Here is a 16,335-nt window from a genome sequence, read left to right on the forward strand (position 1 = left end):
AAGGCGCCAAGTGCGCCTTTTTCTGTTTTTGCGTTACAGTCATTCGCCATAGAGGCACACAATGAAACGCGCGCATAAACCGTCATGCTCAAGCCGCCGAAAATCCCTGAATCCGTACTCGTCGTCATCCACACGCCAATGCTCGATGTGCTCATCATCGAACGCGCGGATCACGAGGGCTTCTGGCAGTCCGTGACGGGTTCGAAGGACCGTATCGACGAGCCGCTTGCCGAGACCGCCGCGCGCGAAGTGCAAGAGGAAACGGGGATCGTGATCGGCAGTCCGCTCGTGCCGGAGAACGCGTTGCTCGACTGGAATCACAGCATTCAGTACGAGATCTATCCGCGGTGGCGGCATCGCTATGCCGAAGGCGTCACGCACAATACCGAACACCAGTTCAGCCTGCTCGTGCCGCACTGTCTCGAAGTGACACTCGCGCCGCGCGAACACACTTCACACTTGTGGCTGCCTCTGCGCGAAGCCGCGGATCGCTGCTTCTCGTGGTCGAACCGCGAAGCCATTCTGCAATTGCCCGAGCGCCTCGCGGCGCATAGCCGGTGATGGACATTCGCCCGCGACGCAAATTCAAGCGGCTGCGCGAGGCGCTTTTCTCGGGCCGTCGGCCGTCGCGTCTGTGCTTCACGTCGGGCAATCACGTTCGTATCTTCAAGTGCGGCGTGCAGTTCTTCCCGGCGTTGATAGAGCGCATCGACAATGCGCGCACGTCGGTGTCGCTGGAAACGTATATCTTCGCCAACGACGACATCGGCCGCGCCGTCTCCGATGCGCTCGTGCGCGCGGCCCAACGCGGCGTGACGGTGCGCGTGATCACCGATGGCATCGGCACCGACAGCAAACTGCCGATGTTCACGCTCTGGAAGAAAAGCGGCGTCGAGCATCGCATCTACAATCCGCATCTTTTGTTCGGGCCGCAAGGATGGTCGCGCACGCATCGCAAGCTCGCGATCGTCGACGAGACCTACGCGTTTTGCGGCGGCATCAATATCGTCGACGATTACGATCAGAACGGCACGCGCCTCGAACAACCACGCTGGGACTTCGCGATGGAAGCGCAAGGTCCGGTGGTGAAGGACGTAGGCGAAGCGATCGATTTGCAATGGCAACGTATTCGTCTTGGCGTGAAACCGCGTCAGCCGCGCCAGCCGGGATGCGAGCCCGAGCCGCAGCAAAGCCGCTGGAGCGCGCGCCGTTCGATGCGCGCGCGCAAACGCGCCCAGCTCGGCGAAATCCACGCGGTCGATCAGCCGTGCGTCGCTTTCGTCGCGCGCGATAATTTATTGAACCGGCGAGCTATCGAGAAGGCGTATCTGCGTGCCATCTCGCATGCGGAAAGCGAAGTGCTGCTCGCGAATCCGTACTTCATGCCTGGACGCAAACTGCGGCGTGCGCTCGTGTATGCGGCACGGCGCGGCGTGCGCGTTTCACTGCTGATTGGCCGCAAGGAATTCGTGGCGCTCGACTACGCCACGCCGTTTCTCTATGGCAACCTGCTCAAGCACGGCGTGCGTATCGCCGAATATGAGAAAACCATGCTTCACGGCAAGGTCGCCGTCGTGGATTCCGACTGGGCAACCATCGGCTCCTCCAATTTAGACGCGCTTAGTCTCGTCTTGAATAACGAGGCCAACATGGTGCTCGTGAATCACCCGGAAATCGCCGGTTTGCACGACGCCATCCTCAACGCCTTCGACGAAGGCCGTCCTATCGACCAGAAGCATTACGCCGCGCGCCCCGTCACCGAGCGCATGCTGAGCTGGTTCGCCTACAACACTTATCGTCTGATGATGAAAGTCATCACGATCGGTCAATACGACTGATCACTACGATTTCAGCTCCCGATTCGTGTAGATTGCTGCTGACGATCAGCAAATTGTTCCTTCATGCATTGCAACATGCCCGGTTCAGAAAATGGGAACTCGGGCAGTCACTAGCATGCAGTTATCAATTAAAAAGGGACAATCGAGCGGCTAATGTTGAGACTTATCCTATTGACGTTGGCGGCGGGTTAGAAACGGTTTTCTAATAATTTTCTTGTTTCATTGGCGACTGGCCATAATAATAGAACGGCCGTTCGTTTTAAATCGGGTCACGAGAGGACGGTAGAGACATCATGCGAAAAGGCGAACAGACGCGGGCCGCGATTCTCGACGCAGCGCTTGAATTGGCGAGCCGGGACGGGCTGGAAGGGCTGACCATCGGGTTGCTGGCCGAGCGGATGCAAATGAGCAAGAGCGGAGTGTTTGCGCATTTCGGATCGCGCGAAGATTTGCAGGTCGAAGTGGTACGCGAGTATCACCGCCGCTTCGAGGACGAAGTGTTCTTCCCGAGCCTGCGAGAGCCGCGCGGATTGCCGAGGCTGCGCGCCATGATGGATCGCTGGATGGAAAAGCGCATCCAGGAGGTGACCACGGGCTGCATCTATATCAGCGGCGCGGTGGAATACGACGACCGCGCGGCGAGCGCCGTGCGAGAGCAACTGGTAAGCAGCGTGACGACCTGGCGAGAGGCGCTCTTGCGCGCAATACGCCAGTCGAAGGACGAGGGGCATTTGAAGCCGGATACCGATCCGCAACTGATGCTCTTCGAGTTGTACAGTTTCACGCTCGGCCTGCATCACGACGCGCGCTTCCTTCACTTGCCGGAAGCCGTGCAACTGACGCGGGATGCGCTGGAAAAAACGATCGATTCGTATCAGTCGCCGGAATCGACCGCGCGCGTGCACAGCAGTATCGCGGCAAGCGTGGGCGCCACGGCGACTTTAGCTTCACCACAACCCGATAGCCGTTAGCGGCGCCGCACGAATCGCACAACGGTTTGGCGGCGCCTGACGAGAAGCCCGAAGAAACTGGAGAGACTCATGGGACAGTACGCCGCCCCGTTGCGCGACATGCAGTTCGTACTGCACGAATTGCTCGATGTCGAAGCAGAACTGAAGAACATGCCGAAGCACGCCGATCTCGACGCGGACACCATCAATCAGGTGCTCGAAGAAGCCGGCAAGTTCTGCGCCGAAGTCGTCTTTCCGCTCAACCAGAGTGGCGACCGCGAGGGTTGCACGTATGAAGGCGATGGCGTCGTGCGCACGCCCGCCGGTTTCAAGGAGGCGTATCGCCAGTATGTCGAGGCGGGCTGGCCCGCGCTCGGCTGCGATCCCGAGTTTGGCGGACAGGGCTTGCCCGCGTTCGTGAACAACGCGCTCTACGAAATGCTCAACTCCGCGAATCAGGCCTGGACGATGTACCCCGGCCTCTCGCATGGCGCGTATGAATGTCTGCACGCGCATGGCACGCCGGAGCAAAAGAGCACGTATCTGTCGAAGCTCGTTTCGGGCGAATGGACCGGAACGATGTGTCTGACCGAGCCGCATTGCGGCACCGACCTCGGCATTCTGCGCACGAAGGCCGAGCCGAACGGCGACGGTTCCTTTGCGCTCACCGGCACGAAGATCTTCATTTCAAGCGGCGAGCACGACATGGCGGAGAACATCGTCCATCTCGTGTTGGCGCGTCTGCCTGGCGCACCTGCCGGCACCAAGGGCATTTCGCTTTTCATCGTGCCGAAGTTCGTGCCGGACGCGAACGGCGCACTGGGCGAACGCAATGGCGTCAAGTGTGGATCGATCGAACACAAGATGGGCATCCACGGCAACGCCACCTGCGTGATCAATCTCGATGGCGCGAAGGGCTGGCTCGTCGGCGAAGAGAGCAAGGGCTTGAACGCCATGTTCGTGATGATGAACGCGGCACGCCTGGGTGTCGGCATGCAGGGTCTTGGTCTCACCGAAGTCGCGTATCAGAACTCGCTCGTCTATGCAAAAGAGCGCTTGCAGATGCGCTCGCTCACCGGTCCGAAGGCGCCGGAGAAGGCGGCCGATCCGATCATCGTGCATCCGGACGTGCGGCGCATGCTGCTCACGCAAAAAGCCTATGCCGAAGCGGGGCGCGCGTTTGCTTATTGGGCGGCGCTCAATATCGACAAGGAACTTTCGCACGCGGATGAAGCGGCGCGTCGCGAGGCGGCGGATTTCGTCGCGTTGCTCACGCCCGTCATCAAGGCGTTTCTCACCGATAACGCGTTCGAAGGCACGAACATGGCCATGCAGATTTACGGCGGTCATGGCTTCATCTCCGAATGGGGCATGGAGCAGTACGTTCGCGATGCGCGCATCAACATGATCTACGAAGGCACGAATTCCATTCAGGCGCTCGATCTGCTCGGCCGCAAGATTCTCGGCGACATGGGCGCGAAGTTGAAGCGCTTCGGCAAGTTGGTCGCGGATTTCGTCGAGGAAGAGGGCGTCAAGCCGGAGATGCAGGAGTTCATCAATCCGCTCGCGGATATCGGCGACAAGGTGCAGAAGCTCACCATGGAGATCGGCATGAAAGCCATGCAGAATCCCGATGAAGTGGGCGCGGCTGCGGTGCCATATCTGCGTACGGTCGGGCATTTGGTGTTTTCTTATTTTTGGGCGCGGATGGCTCGAGTCGCGCTCGATAACGCTTCTTCTGACGATGCTTTTTATAAGGCCAAGCTCGCTACTGCGCGGTTTTACTTCGCCAAGCTGCTGCCCGAGACAGCCTCTACTATTCGTGCTGCTCGCGCGGGGGCCAAGCCTATGATGGATTACGACGAGGCTTTGTTTTGATTTGTTTTAAGGGAGCCTGTGCTGCTTTCGTGCGGTTACATGCAGTAGCCGCCTCCCCGGCGGAGGGGTAACTTTCTTTGCAGCAGCAAAGAAAGTCACCAAAGAAAGCAGCTTCTGAACCCGCTTCTGAAGCACAACTGGTTCCCCGCTATTCACCACAAACCCTTTGAGCGCTCCCAATGTCCAACGCCTCAGGTTCATCTCAGGGCGAGCCCGCCTTCTGAAGCACTACCGGTTTCCCGCTATTTATCACAGGCCCTTTGAGCACTTCCAATGACTAACGTGTTTCGTTCATTAGTTTTGGCGCTCATTGGGTAGCGCGCAGCCATTCGATACAAGTCGCGCACAACCCCTTTTTTTGGAGGCTTATTCGTGGGCACTCTCAACATTCGCAAAGTCGCCGTGCTCGGCGCCGGCGTAATGGGCGCGCAAATCGCCGCGCATCTGATCAACGCTCGCGTACCCGTGCTGCTATTCGATCTGCCAGCCAAGGAAGGTCCCAAGAACGGCATCGCGCTCAAAGCCATCGACAATCTCAAGAAGCTCTCGCCCGCGCCGCTCGGTATCAAGGACGACGCGAACTTCATCGAGCCGGCTAACTACGAAGACGATATCGCCAAACTCGCCGAGTGCGATCTCGTCATCGAAGCCATCGCCGAACGCATGGACTGGAAGCACGATCTCTACAAGAAGGTCTCGCCGCACATCGCGCCGCACGCCATCTTCGCAAGCAATACGTCCGGCCTCTCGATCACGGAACTGTCGAACGGCTTTTCGGATGAACTCAAGGCGCGCTTCTGCGGCGTGCATTTCTTCAATCCGCCGCGCTACATGCATCTGGTCGAACTCATCCCGACCGCAACCACGCAACCGCATATCCTCGATCAACTCGAAACGTTCCTGACGAGCGTGGTCGGCAAGGGCGTGGTGCGCGCGAAAGACACGCCGAACTTCATCGCGAATCGTGTCGGCGTGTTCTCGATTCTCGCCGTGATCGCCGAAGCGGAAAAGTTCGGTCTGCGCTTCGATCAGGTCGATGACCTCACGGGTTCGCGTCTCGGTCGCGCCAAGTCCGCCACCTTCCGCACCGCGGATGTCGTCGGTCTCGACACGATGGCGCATGTCATCAAGACGATGCAGGACAACCTGCCGGACGATCCCTTCCTGCCCATCTACGCCACGCCGCCCGTGCTCGCGAAACTGGTGGAAAACGGCGCACTCGGCCAGAAGACGGGCGCCGGTTTCTATCGCAAGGAAGGGCGCGCGATCAAGGTGCTCGATCCGAAGACCGCGCAATACGTCGATGGCGGCGCGAAGGCCGATGAACTCGTCGGCCGCATTCTGAAGCGTCCGCCCGCCGAGCGCTTCAAGCTGCTGCGCGAGACGGACAATCCGCAGGCACAGTTCCTCTGGGCCATTTTCCGTGACGTGTTCCACTACATCGCGGTGCATCTCGAATCGATCGCGGATAACGCGCGCGACGTCGATCTCGCCATTCGCTGGGGCTTCGGCTGGAATCAAGGGCCGTTCGAAAGCTGGCAAGCCGCGGGCTGGCAGCAGATCGCGAAGTGGGTGCAGGAAGATATCGATGCAGGCAAGGCGCTCTCGAAAGCGCCGCTGCCCGCGTGGGTGCTCGACGGTCCCGTCGCGGAAAAAGGCGGCGTGCATACGAGCGAAGGTTCGTGGTCGCCGCAGGAACGCCGCTTCGTGCCGCGCTCGAGCTTGTCCGTGTACGAGAAGCAAGTATTTCGCGCGCCGCTCGTCGGCGAGACCGGCGCCGATCCCAAGACCTTCGGCAAGACGCTCTTCGAAACCGAAAGCGTGCGCGCCTGGCTCGATGACGAGCAAAGCGATGTCGTCATCGTGTCGTTCAAGACGAAGCTGAACACCATTGGCCCGGGCGTGATCGACGGTCTCACGCAAGCCATCGAACTCGCCGAGAAAGCGTATCGCGGCGTGGTGATCTGGCAGCCGACTTCGCTTGCGCTCGGCGCGCCGGGCGGTCCGTTCTCGGCGGGGGCGAATCTCGAGGAAGCCATGCCCGCGTTCATGATGGGCGGCGCGAAGGGCATCGACCCGTTCGTGAAGAAGTTCCAGCAAGGCATGTTGCGCGTGAAGTACGCGAATGTGCCGGTCATCGCGGCCGTGTCGGGCATCGCGCTTGGCGGCGGTTGCGAGTTGCTGCTGCATTCGGCCAAGCGCGTGGCGCACGTCGAAAGCTATATCGGTCTCGTCGAAGTAGGCGTGGGTCTCGTGCCTGCGGGCGGTGGCCTGAAGGAAGCCGCGTTGCGCGCCGCCGATGCCGCGAACGCCGTCAACGCAACGACCGATCTGCTCAAGTTCCTGCAGAAGTCGTTCGAGAACGCCGCGATGGCGAAGGTTTCCACCTCCGCTTTCGATGCCCGCGCGATGGGTTATCTCAAGCCCACGGACACCATCGTCTTCAACGTGCACGAGTTGCTCGACATCGCGAAGAAGGAAGCGCGCGCGCTCGCCGATACCGGCTACCGCCCGCCCTTGCGCGTGAAACAGGTGCCGGTGGCGGGCCGCTCGGCGATTTCGACCATCAAGGCGTCGCTCGTCAACATGCGCGATGGCCGCTTCATCAGCGAGCACGACTATCTGATCGCGAGCCGCATAGCGGAAGCCATGTGCGGCGGCGATGTCGAAGCCGGCAGTCTCGTCGATGAAGAATGGCTGCTCGCGCTCGAACGCCGCGCGTTCGTCGAGTTGCTCGGCACGCAGAAAACGCAGGAACGGATCATGGGCATGCTGCAGACCGGCAAGCCGGTTCGCAACTGAACACGCGACCTATTGGAGCTGCAAATAATGAGCAAGCAATTGCAAGACGCATATATCGTCGCCGCGAGCCGCACGCCTATCGGCAAGGCGCCGCGCGGCGTGTTCAAGAACACGCGCCCGGATGAACTGCTGGTCCACGCCATCCGCTCGGCTGTGGCGCAAGCGCCCGGACTCGACACGAGCGTGATCGAAGACGCGATCGTCGGCTGCGCCATTCCCGAAGCCGAGCAAGGGCTGAACGTCGCGCGCATGGGCGCCTTGCTCGCGGGTCTGCCGAACACGGTCGGCGGCGTGACGGTGAACCGCTTCTGCGCATCGGGTCTGACGGCGCTCGCGATGGCCGCGGACCGCATCCGCGTGGGCGAATCCGACGCGATGATCGCAGGCGGCTGCGAGTCCATGAGCATGGTGCCGATGATGGGCAACAAGCCGTCGCTGTCGCCGCATATCTTCGATCGCAATGAGGACGTCGGCATTGCGTACGGCATGGGGCTGACCGCCGAGCGCGTGGCCGAGCGCTGGAAGGTGAGCCGCGAGGCGCAGGACGCGTTCGCGGCGGAGTCGCATCGGCGTGCGTTGGCGGCGCAAAAGGCGGGCGAATTCGCCGATGAAATCGCGGCTTACACGCTCAACGAACGCTTCCCCGATCTCGCTTCGGGCGAAGTGCGCGTGAATGCCCGCGAGATCGCGCTCGACGAAGGTCCGCGCGCCGATACGAGCGTCGAAGGTCTCGCGAAGCTGCGCGCGGTGTTCGCGAACAAGGGCTCGGTGACGGCGGGCAACAGTTCGCAGACTTCGGACGGCGCGGGCGCGTTGATCGTCGTGTCGGAGAAAGTGTTGAAGCAATTCAACCTCACGCCGCTCGCGCGCTTCGTGAGCTTTGCAGTGCGCGGCGTGCCGCCGGAGATCATGGGCATCGGGCCGAAGGAAGCGATTCCCGCTGCATTGAAGGCCGCCGGTCTCAAGCAGGATGACATCGACTGGATCGAACTCAACGAGGCATTCGCGGCGCAGTCGCTCGCGGTGATTCAGGACCTCGGGCTCGATCCTTCGAAGGTCAATCCGCTCGGCGGCGCGATTGCGCTCGGGCATCCGCTCGGCGCGACCGGCGCGATTCGCGCGGCGACCGTCGTACATGGCCTGCGCCGCCGCAATCTGAAGTACGGCATGGTGACGATGTGCGTCGGCACCGGAATGGGCGCTGCGGGCATCATCGAGCGGCTGTGATGACGTGGTCCGCCAGCGCGTCGAGCGTTGGCGGACCATACGACAGGAGACGGAAGATGGAGATTCTCATCGAACGCGCGGATGGCGTGCTCTGCATCGTGCTGAATCGCCCCGAGAAAAAGAACGCGATCACGGCTGCGATGTATCAGGAGATGGCGGACGGTCTTTACGAAGCCGAGAAAGATCCTTCCGTGCGCGCCGTGCTGATTCGCGGCAACGGCGGCGCCTTTAGCGCGGGCAACGACCTCGAAGACTTTCTCAACGATCCGCCCAAAGACCAGGACGCGCCCGTGTTTCAATTCCTGCGCCGCCTGAGCGCGATGCCGAAGCCGGTGGTTGCGGCGGTATCGGGTGTGGCGGTGGGTATTGGCACGACGATGCTTCTGCATTGCGATCTCGTCTACGCGGCCGAGGGCGCGAGGTTCTCGCTGCCGTTCGTGCAGCTCGGCTTGTGTCCGGAAGCGGCATCGAGTCTATTGTTGCCGCGTATCGCCGGATACCAGCGTGCGGCGGAAAAGCTGCTGCTCGGCGAAGCATTCGATGTCAAGGAAGCCACCGAAATGGGCTTTATCAACGGCGTGCTCGCTGCCACCGAACTCGATGCCTACGCTCTTGGCAAGGCGAGGAAGCTGGCCGCGTTGCCGGCGTCGTCGCTGCGCACGACCAAGTCCTTGCTGAAGGGCGCACAGGCGGCGGAAGTCACCGCGCGCATGGGCGAGGAAGCGGGGCACTTTGCGCGCATGCTCGCCGCGCCGGAAGCGCGTGAGGCGTTTCAGGCGTTCTTCGAGAAACGCAAACCGAACTTCAGCGCGTTCGAATAAAGCCTGCGCAAAACGCCTGAAGCGCGCTCAATCCGCGTCGTACTCGACGAAGCTGTTTTCGCGCGCGAAGCTGACGAGCCTCAGGCTCGCTTTCTTCGCGATGGCGATGGCAAGCGAAGTCGGCGCGGAGATAGTCGCGATCATCGGAACGCCGACGCGCGCCGACTTGCGCACGAGTTCGTAGCTTGCGCGGCTCGACAGAAACACGAAGCCTTGCGTCGTGTCCACACGCTGCAGCACGAGATGGCCGATGAGTTTGTCGAGCGCGTTATGGCGGCCGACATCCTCGAACGCGTGCAGCACCGCGCCTGTTTCGTCGCACCATGCAGCGGCGTGCAGGCCGCCGGTGAGCTTCGTCAGCCGCTGATGCGCGGGCAGATCGCGCGCGGCGCGTTCGATGGCATCGGGCGCGAGCTTCGCGAGAAAGCCGGTATCCGGCACGGCTTCGGGCTGCAAATCCAGCAAGTCGATACTCTCGATCCCGCACACGCCGCAACCCGTGCGGCCCGCCAATGCGCGCCGCTTGTCCTTCAGCGAAACGAACGCCTGCTGCACGACTTGCAAGTGCACTTCGGCATGAGGCAGCGCGTCTGCTTCATCACGGTAATAGACTTCGATGTCGTGAATGTCGCTGCCCCGCTCGACAATACCTTCCGTCAGCGAGAAGCCCACCGCGAAGGCTTCGAGATCGCGCGGCGTGCACATCATGACCGCGTGCGAAATGCCGTTGTAGACGAGCGCAACGGGCCATTCCTGGCCCACGTTATCTGTGACGATCGCGCTCTCGCCCTTGCGATGTCTGCGCACGTTGCGTTCGACATAGCCGGGTTGATCGTCGGTATCGAGTCGACTCACTTGCTGCTCCTTCTTTACCGCATGGCCGCCGCGTTCAAGTAAAGTGTGGGTATGACACTTGCTGCCATGTCATGCTGTCCGCGTTTTCAAAAGCGCGCGCCAGCGGTTCATTTGCAACGGTTCCAGCCAGATTCAGAGCCCTACAATAACTTAAGCGGGCGATGCGCGCCGCGCGCGCCCCTCAATCCAACGAGGCTAACGTCATGGGACTTTACGACGCCGCTCGTCTCTTCGGCTTCGAGGTTGAATCCTCGGACAACTTGCGTTTCATTCCGCTTGCCGTGCGCTTCAATCTGGATCGCTTTGGCATGCGTATCGCGCTCGAGGAATGGCAACAGCTTCCGTATGAAGATCGCGCGTTGCTTGCACGCTTTCCCGTGGAAGACGATGCGGAACTCGAAAAGAACTTCGATCTCGCGCTCGAGGAGATGCTGAAAACACATGCCAATGCCACGCCGGAACAAATCGAGCGCGACACCGATCCCGTCTGGGCACATGCCGATGCCGTGCCTGAATCCGTGATTCGTCAGAGCAGTCTAGCTGGTGTGAGCGCGCCAAGCTTGTCGCGCTGGGGCAAGCTCGATCGCTTCCAGCGTTACGCGCTAGCCAAGCTCTCGCGCAACGCAGACAAACTCAACCACGACTTCTTGCCGGCCATGCGCGAATTCGGCCTGACCGAATAGACGTCTGCGAAAAGGTCAATCGAGCGCGGGCAACACGCGCGGGCGACGGTCGCGATCCGTGGCGACATAGGTCAGTGTCGCCTCCGTCACCTTGACCACTTCTTCCGCGAGACTCATGCGCTGCGCATAGACCTCGACGGATATCGTCACCGACGTGTTGCCCGTCTTGACGATGTCCGCGTAGAAGCTCAGCAGATCGCCGACGAATACCGGATGCTTGAACAGAAACGAGTTCACGGCGACGGTCGCCACGCGTCCGTTCGCACGCCGGCTCGCGGGAATGGAACCCGCGATATCCACCTGCGCCATGATCCAGCCGCCGAAGACATCGCCGTGCACGTTGGCGTCGGCGGGCTGCGGAACGACACGCAGGGCGACCGGCTTTTGGGGAAGACTGGATTCTTGGGGCATGGAAAGGGTCCGGTGTTGCGTCGCAGCGGCCATGAGCGGGGCCTTGAACCTTCTGCGACAATGCATATGTATAGATGACTCGCGAGCAGCAAGCCAGCGAGTCTCGCGAATTGTACCGGGATAGCACGCGTAGATCGCGCTCCCGCAAGAACCCCCAAGCGTCTGAAACGCCGCCCCCGCGCAACGTGCCCGAAGGCGCCCGAAAAATACGACTCATGCGCCGCATCCCCACGAGAGAGACGGACGCGCCTGCCAAGGGCTCGCGCCGCGACTGGCAGACGATCCGCTCGCTGTTGCCTTACCTCGCCACGTACAAGATGCGCGTGGCGTTCGCGCTTGCGTGTCTCATCGGTGCGAAGGTGACGAACCTTGGCGTGCCTATCGTGATGAAGCATATCGTCGATAGCCTCTCGTCCGTGCAGCATCTCACCGCGCTTGGCCGCGCGCAGGACGCGCCGGGGCTCGTGCTGATTAGCGGAATCGGGTTGCTGGTCATCGCTTATGCGCTCGTGCGGCTGTCGACTTCGATCTTCACCGAACTGCGCGAACTGCTCTTTGCGAAGGTCACGGAGAGCGCGGTGCGCCAGCTTGCGCTCAAGGTGTTTCGGCATCTGCACGCGCTGTCGCTGCGCTTTCATCTGGAGCGGCAAACGGGCGGCATGTCGCGCGATATCGAACGCGGCACGCGCGGCATTCAGCAACTCGTGTCGTATTCGCTCTACAGCATTCTGCCGACGCTCGTCGAAGTGGGGCTCGTGCTCACCTTCTTCGCGACGAAGTACGAAGCGTATTACGCCATCGTCACGTTCATCGCGTTAGTGACGTATATCGTGTTCACTGTGAAGGTGACGGAATGGCGAACGCATTTTCGCCGCACGATGAACGATCTCGATTCGAAGGCGAACGCCCGCGCGATAGATTCCCTGCTCAACTACGAAACGGTGAAGTACTTCGGCAACGAAGAGTGGGAAGCGCGCCGCTACGACGAGAATTTGCAGCGCTATAGAACGGCGGCGATCCAGTCGCAGCGTTCCTTGTCGATGCTCAACTTCGGGCAGCAGACGATCATCGGCACGGGGCTCGTGTTCATTCTCTGGCGCGCGACAGAAGGCGTCATGGCCGGACGGCTCACGCTCGGCGACCTCGTGCTCATCAACACCTTCATGCTGCAGTTGTATATTCCGCTGAACTTTCTCGGCGTGGTGTACAGGGAATTGAAGCAGGCTTTGACCGATACCGACCGCATGTTCACGCTGCTCGGCGCGGGCCGCGAAGTGCCGGACGCGCCCGATGCGCGGCCGCTTGCGGTGAAGGGCGCGGCGGTGCGCTTCGAGAACGTGAATTTTGCCTACGAGGCGGCGCGGCCCATCCTGCATGGCATCGACTTCGCCATTCCCGCTGGCACGACGACGGCGGTGGTGGGTCATAGCGGCTCCGGTAAATCGACGCTGGGACGGCTGCTGTTTCGCTTCTACGATCTCGACCGCGCGGCGGGCGGCCGCATTCTGATCGATGGTCAGGACATTCGCGACGTGACGCAGGATTCGTTGCGCGCGGCAATTGGAATCGTGCCGCAAGACACCGTGCTTTTCAACGACTCGATCTACTACAACATTGCTTACGGAAAGCCCACTGCATCGCGCGATGAAGTGATCGCGGCGGCGCGCGCGGCGCATATCCACGACTTCATCGAAACGCTGCCCGCGGGTTACGACACGCCGGTCGGCGAACGCGGCCTCAAGTTGTCGGGCGGCGAGAAGCAGCGCGTGGCCATCGCGCGCACGCTTTTGAAAAATCCACCGATCCTCATCTTCGACGAAGCCACTTCCGCGCTCGATTCGAAGTCCGAGCGCGCGATTCAGCATGAACTCGATAACATCGCTCGCGAGCGGACCACGCTCATCATCGCGCACCGGCTTTCGACGGTGGTGCATGCGCAGCAGATCATCGTGATGGATCACGGGCGCATCGTGGAGCGCGGCACGCACGCGGAGCTGCTGCGTGCGGGTGGTCTCTTCGCGCAAATGTGGGCCCTTCAGCAGCAGCGCGGCAGCGATGATGTCGCCGCGATGGGGCAGCGGGATACGGCGGGGGTTTGATCGCCCTCGCCTCGGAATGCGCGCTACTCCATCGCATGCGCGCCGTTCATCGCCATGCCTTCGGCCCCGAGCGCCGCCGTCGATGACCAGCGCAGCCACTGCGCGCGCAGCACGAACAGCGCACCGAACGCGCACGTAGCGATCACGCCGAAAGTCGCGAAGCCCATTTGATAGCTGCCGGTGCTTTCCTTCGCAATGCCCATCACCACCGGCAGATAGAATCCGCCGATACCGCCCGCCGCGCCTACGATCCCCGACAGCAAGCCCGTCTTGCCCTTCCAGCGATGCGGCACGAGCTGAAACGTCGAGCCGTTGCCAAGCCCGAACGCAATATACAGGCAGATCAGCAATGCCAGACCGCCGGCGACAGGCGGCATCCAGATGGCGAAGGCAAAGTCGCCCACGGCGATCACGGCAAGCAGCACGAGCAGCGCACGCACACCGGTCACGCGATCCGCGACATAGCCGCCAAACGGCCGCACGATCGCGCCGAGGAACGCGAGCAGCGACATGAAAAGCCCGGCTTCGAGCTCGGGCATCTGATAGAGCGAAGTAAGCAGCAGCGTCACATACGACGACATGCCGACGAAGCCGCCGAACGTGATGCTGTAGATGAGCATGATGACCCACGTATCGCGCTCGCGCAGCACGGTGCGATACCGGCCCGGCAACACCGCGATGGCGATGATCGCGCCTATCACCGGCAGCAGCAACACGCCTGTGCGTCCTGCACCGAAGACGCCGCCGCTCACCGCCAGCACCAGCACGATGAGGCTCACGAGCGTCACCGCGAAACTCGACAGCGCGCGCCATGTGCTGCCGCTTTTCTCGCCGAGATCCGATGCCCACGCGTACAGCGCGATGGCGGTCAGCGCGAGCAACGGCAGCGCTGCGGCGGTGGCGAGCTGCCAGCCGAACGCATCGGCGAGATGCGGGAACAGGAAGCCGTCGAGCACCGCGCCGATGTTGCCCGCAGCCGCGAGACCCAGCACCAGCCCCTGGACCTTCGGCGGATAATTGCTGCCGGCCATCGGCAACGCGACGGCGAAGCTCGCGCCGCCCATGCCGAGGAATACGCCGAGCACGAGCAAGAGCGCATACGACGGCGCGCCGGGCAACAACGGCAGCACGATCGACGGAATCGACGAGAGCACCACGCCCATCAGCGCGACGCGACGGCCATCGGTCGATTGATAGAGGTTGCCGAGCGTCACGCGCAGAATCGCCGCCGCGAGCACCGGCACCGCGACGAGAAAGCCCTGCTGCGCCGCTGTCATCGCGATGTCCCGGCCGATGAACGGCGCGAGCGGTCCATACAGCACCCAGACGGTGAAGCCCGTATCGAAGTACAGGAAACAGGCGAGCAGCGAGCGCCAGTTGCCGCTCTTGAGCGATGCGATCAGATTGGACATTGCGAATTCCAGATGTAGGCGTGTGGCGAAGTGCTTCTGCCTGGTTGACCGATCAGCATGCAGCGCATAGGCGAGCAATCGGCTTGAGCGGGACCAGGAAAATTTGCAAGCACCATGCCAAAGAAATGTGTGCGCAATCGGCTGGCTGCGCGACGCCCTTATCGGCGAGGCTTGAGGGCATGTGCCGCTTACGCTTGCGAGCCGCTTGCCCGCCTTATGTCCACGCGACGAGGCGCGCGCTGCGGCACCGCGTTCGTGCGCGAGCCGCATGGGTATGGTGCGTCGCGCTTGCGTGAGGTTCATGGGGCGTGCAGGGCGCATCCCTATAAAATGCTTTCTTCGCCGCATAGCGCGCGCAAGGCGCTCATCCACGATGGAACTCAAATGGCTCGAAGACTTCGTCTCGCTCGCGGAGACGCGCAGCTTTAGCCGCTCGGCAGAACTTCGGCATATCACGCAGCCCGCGTTTTCGCGGCGCATCCAGGCGCTCGAAGCGTGGCTCGGCACCGAGCTCATCGACCGGTCGGTGTATCCGACGCGTCTGACGCAAGCCGGTCAGGTCTTCTACGAGCAAGCGCTCGCCATGCTTTCGCAGTTTCACGAAGCCCGCATGCTGCTGCGCGGTCAAGGCGGCGTGCCCGCGGCGACCATCGAGTTCGCGGTGCCGCACACGTTGTCGCTGACTTATTTCCCGCGCTGGCTCGAACACGTCGAAGCGCGGCTCGGGCGCATCCGCACACGCTTGCGCGCGCTCAACGTGCACGACGCGGTGCTGTCGCTCGTCGAAGGCGGCTGCGATCTCGTGATGGGCTATCACCATCCGAGTCATCCCGTCGCGCTCGATCCCGCGCGTTACGACATGCTCACGCTCGGTAGCGAACCGATCAGTCCATTCTCCGCGCCCAACAAGGGCGGACGCGCGCGCTACACGCTGCCTGCAAGCGCGGATGCGCCCGCGCCGTATCTGTCCTACACGCAGAACGCGTATCTCGGCCGCATGACGGAGGTGATCATTGCGACGGCGCCCACGCGCCTCTATCTCGACAAGGTCTACGAGACCGACATGGCCGAAGGCCTAAAGGCAATGGCGCTTGCCGGTCACGGTGTCGCGTTCCTGCCGCACAGCGCGGTCGAAGACGCAGTGGAAGAAGGCAAGCTGATCCGGCTCGACAGGGGAACACGCGGCACGAGCGCCGGTCAGTTCACGCTGACGATGGAGATCCGCCTCTACCGCGACAAACTGGCCGCTCAAGGGGAGGAACCGCGTCAGGCGTTGATCCGCGCGCTATGGGATGCAGTAGGCGAAGAAGTGCTCGATGCATCGGCGCAAAAGCCCGGTGGATAAGCGTTTGCAACGTT

General features: G+C 61.9%; 13 protein-coding genes. 10 read left to right on the forward strand and 3 right to left on the reverse strand.

What is annotated here, in order from left to right:
• The first annotated feature begins 84 nt into the window (after positions 1-84).
• From nudB to P9250_RS20335, 7 genes are all read left to right on the forward strand, one after another.
• Positions 85-561: a dihydroneopterin triphosphate diphosphatase gene (gene nudB, locus P9250_RS20305; RefSeq protein ID WP_244826966.1), complete on the forward strand. Its 477-nt coding sequence runs from the start codon at positions 85-87 to the stop codon at positions 559-561.
• Positions 561-1,838, forward strand: coding sequence for a phosphatidylserine/phosphatidylglycerophosphate/cardiolipin synthase family protein (locus P9250_RS20310; RefSeq protein ID WP_250525398.1), 1,278 nt, complete (start codon positions 561-563; stop codon positions 1,836-1,838). Before nudB ends, P9250_RS20310 begins: the two co-directional genes overlap by 1 nt.
• 293 nt (positions 1,839-2,131) lie before the next feature.
• Positions 2,132-2,809 carry a TetR/AcrR family transcriptional regulator gene (locus tag P9250_RS20315; RefSeq protein ID WP_244826967.1) on the forward strand — a complete coding sequence of 226 codons (678 nt, stop codon included), beginning with the start codon at positions 2,132-2,134 and terminating at the stop codon, positions 2,807-2,809.
• 69 nt (positions 2,810-2,878) lie between these two features.
• Complete coding sequence (locus tag P9250_RS20320) at positions 2,879-4,666, forward strand: acyl-CoA dehydrogenase C-terminal domain-containing protein (protein ID WP_310394825.1); 1,788 nt, start codon at positions 2,879-2,881, stop codon at positions 4,664-4,666.
• 372 nt (positions 4,667-5,038) lie between these two features.
• Positions 5,039-7,468, forward strand: coding sequence for a 3-hydroxyacyl-CoA dehydrogenase/enoyl-CoA hydratase family protein (locus P9250_RS20325; protein WP_310394827.1), 2,430 nt, complete (start codon positions 5,039-5,041; stop codon positions 7,466-7,468).
• A 27-nt stretch (positions 7,469-7,495) separates the two neighbouring features.
• Positions 7,496-8,695 carry an acetyl-CoA C-acyltransferase gene (locus tag P9250_RS20330; RefSeq protein WP_310394829.1) on the forward strand — a complete coding sequence of 400 codons (1,200 nt, stop codon included), beginning with the start codon at positions 7,496-7,498 and terminating at the stop codon, positions 8,693-8,695.
• A gap of 56 nt (positions 8,696-8,751) precedes the next feature.
• Positions 8,752-9,516: an enoyl-CoA hydratase gene (locus P9250_RS20335; protein ID WP_310394831.1), complete on the forward strand. Its 765-nt coding sequence runs from the start codon at positions 8,752-8,754 to the stop codon at positions 9,514-9,516.
• Positions 9,517-9,543: 27 nt separating this feature from the next.
• On the opposite strand, the gene fdhD is transcribed toward P9250_RS20335, so the two are convergent.
• Positions 9,544-10,371, reverse strand: coding sequence for a formate dehydrogenase accessory sulfurtransferase FdhD (fdhD, locus tag P9250_RS20340; protein WP_250491770.1), 828 nt, complete (start codon positions 10,369-10,371; stop codon positions 9,544-9,546).
• A gap of 203 nt (positions 10,372-10,574) precedes the next feature.
• On the opposite strand from fdhD, the gene P9250_RS20345 reads away from it, so the two are divergent.
• Entirely contained in the window at positions 10,575-11,054 is a 480-nt protein-coding gene (locus P9250_RS20345; RefSeq protein ID WP_244826973.1) for a nitrate reductase associated protein, read from the forward strand.
• Positions 11,055-11,069: 15 nt separating this feature from the next.
• Here the strand turns inward: P9250_RS20345 and P9250_RS20350 are convergent, their stop codons facing one another.
• The gene (locus P9250_RS20350; RefSeq protein WP_244826974.1) at positions 11,070-11,465 is read right to left on the reverse strand and encodes an acyl-CoA thioesterase; all 396 of its coding nucleotides are present in this window, start codon (positions 11,463-11,465) and stop codon (positions 11,070-11,072) included.
• Between the two features lie 215 nt (positions 11,466-11,680).
• On the opposite strand from P9250_RS20350, the gene P9250_RS20355 reads away from it, so the two are divergent.
• A complete protein-coding gene (locus P9250_RS20355) occupies positions 11,681-13,564 on the forward strand; it encodes an ABC transporter ATP-binding protein/permease (protein WP_310394835.1) in 1,884 nt (627 codons plus the stop codon).
• Between the two features lie 23 nt (positions 13,565-13,587).
• Here P9250_RS20355 and P9250_RS20360 read toward each other — a convergent pair whose 3' ends face one another.
• Positions 13,588-14,976, reverse strand: coding sequence for an MFS transporter (locus P9250_RS20360; RefSeq protein ID WP_310394837.1), 1,389 nt, complete (start codon positions 14,974-14,976; stop codon positions 13,588-13,590).
• A gap of 373 nt (positions 14,977-15,349) precedes the next feature.
• Between P9250_RS20360 and P9250_RS20365 the strand changes: the two genes are divergently transcribed.
• Complete coding sequence (locus P9250_RS20365) at positions 15,350-16,321, forward strand: LysR family transcriptional regulator (protein ID WP_244826978.1); 972 nt, start codon at positions 15,350-15,352, stop codon at positions 16,319-16,321.
• Positions 16,322-16,335: the final 14 nt, after the last annotated feature.

This window comes from Caballeronia sp. LP006, assembly GCF_031450995.1.
Lineage (GTDB): Bacteria > Pseudomonadota > Gammaproteobacteria > Burkholderiales > Burkholderiaceae > Caballeronia.

Coding starts and splice junctions, on each gene's coding strand:
- P9250_RS20365 (WP_244826978.1), top strand. CDS start 15,350: ATGGAACTCAAATGGCTCGAAGACTTCGTCTCGCTCGCGGAGACGCGC.
- P9250_RS20330 (WP_310394829.1), top strand. CDS start 7,496: ATGAGCAAGCAATTGCAAGACGCATATATCGTCGCCGCGAGCCGCACG.
- P9250_RS20315 (WP_244826967.1), top strand. CDS start 2,132: ATGCGAAAAGGCGAACAGACGCGGGCCGCGATTCTCGACGCAGCGCTT.
- P9250_RS20345 (WP_244826973.1), top strand. CDS start 10,575: ATGGGACTTTACGACGCCGCTCGTCTCTTCGGCTTCGAGGTTGAATCC.
- P9250_RS20355 (WP_310394835.1), top strand. CDS start 11,681: ATGCGCCGCATCCCCACGAGAGAGACGGACGCGCCTGCCAAGGGCTCG.
- P9250_RS20335 (WP_310394831.1), top strand. CDS start 8,752: ATGGAGATTCTCATCGAACGCGCGGATGGCGTGCTCTGCATCGTGCTG.
- P9250_RS20350 (WP_244826974.1), bottom strand. CDS start 11,465: ATGCCCCAAGAATCCAGTCTTCCCCAAAAGCCGGTCGCCCTGCGTGTC.
- P9250_RS20320 (WP_310394825.1), top strand. CDS start 2,879: ATGGGACAGTACGCCGCCCCGTTGCGCGACATGCAGTTCGTACTGCAC.
- P9250_RS20310 (WP_250525398.1), top strand. CDS start 561: ATGGACATTCGCCCGCGACGCAAATTCAAGCGGCTGCGCGAGGCGCTT.
- P9250_RS20360 (WP_310394837.1), bottom strand. CDS start 14,976: ATGTCCAATCTGATCGCATCGCTCAAGAGCGGCAACTGGCGCTCGCTG.
- nudB (WP_244826966.1), top strand. CDS start 85: ATGCTCAAGCCGCCGAAAATCCCTGAATCCGTACTCGTCGTCATCCAC.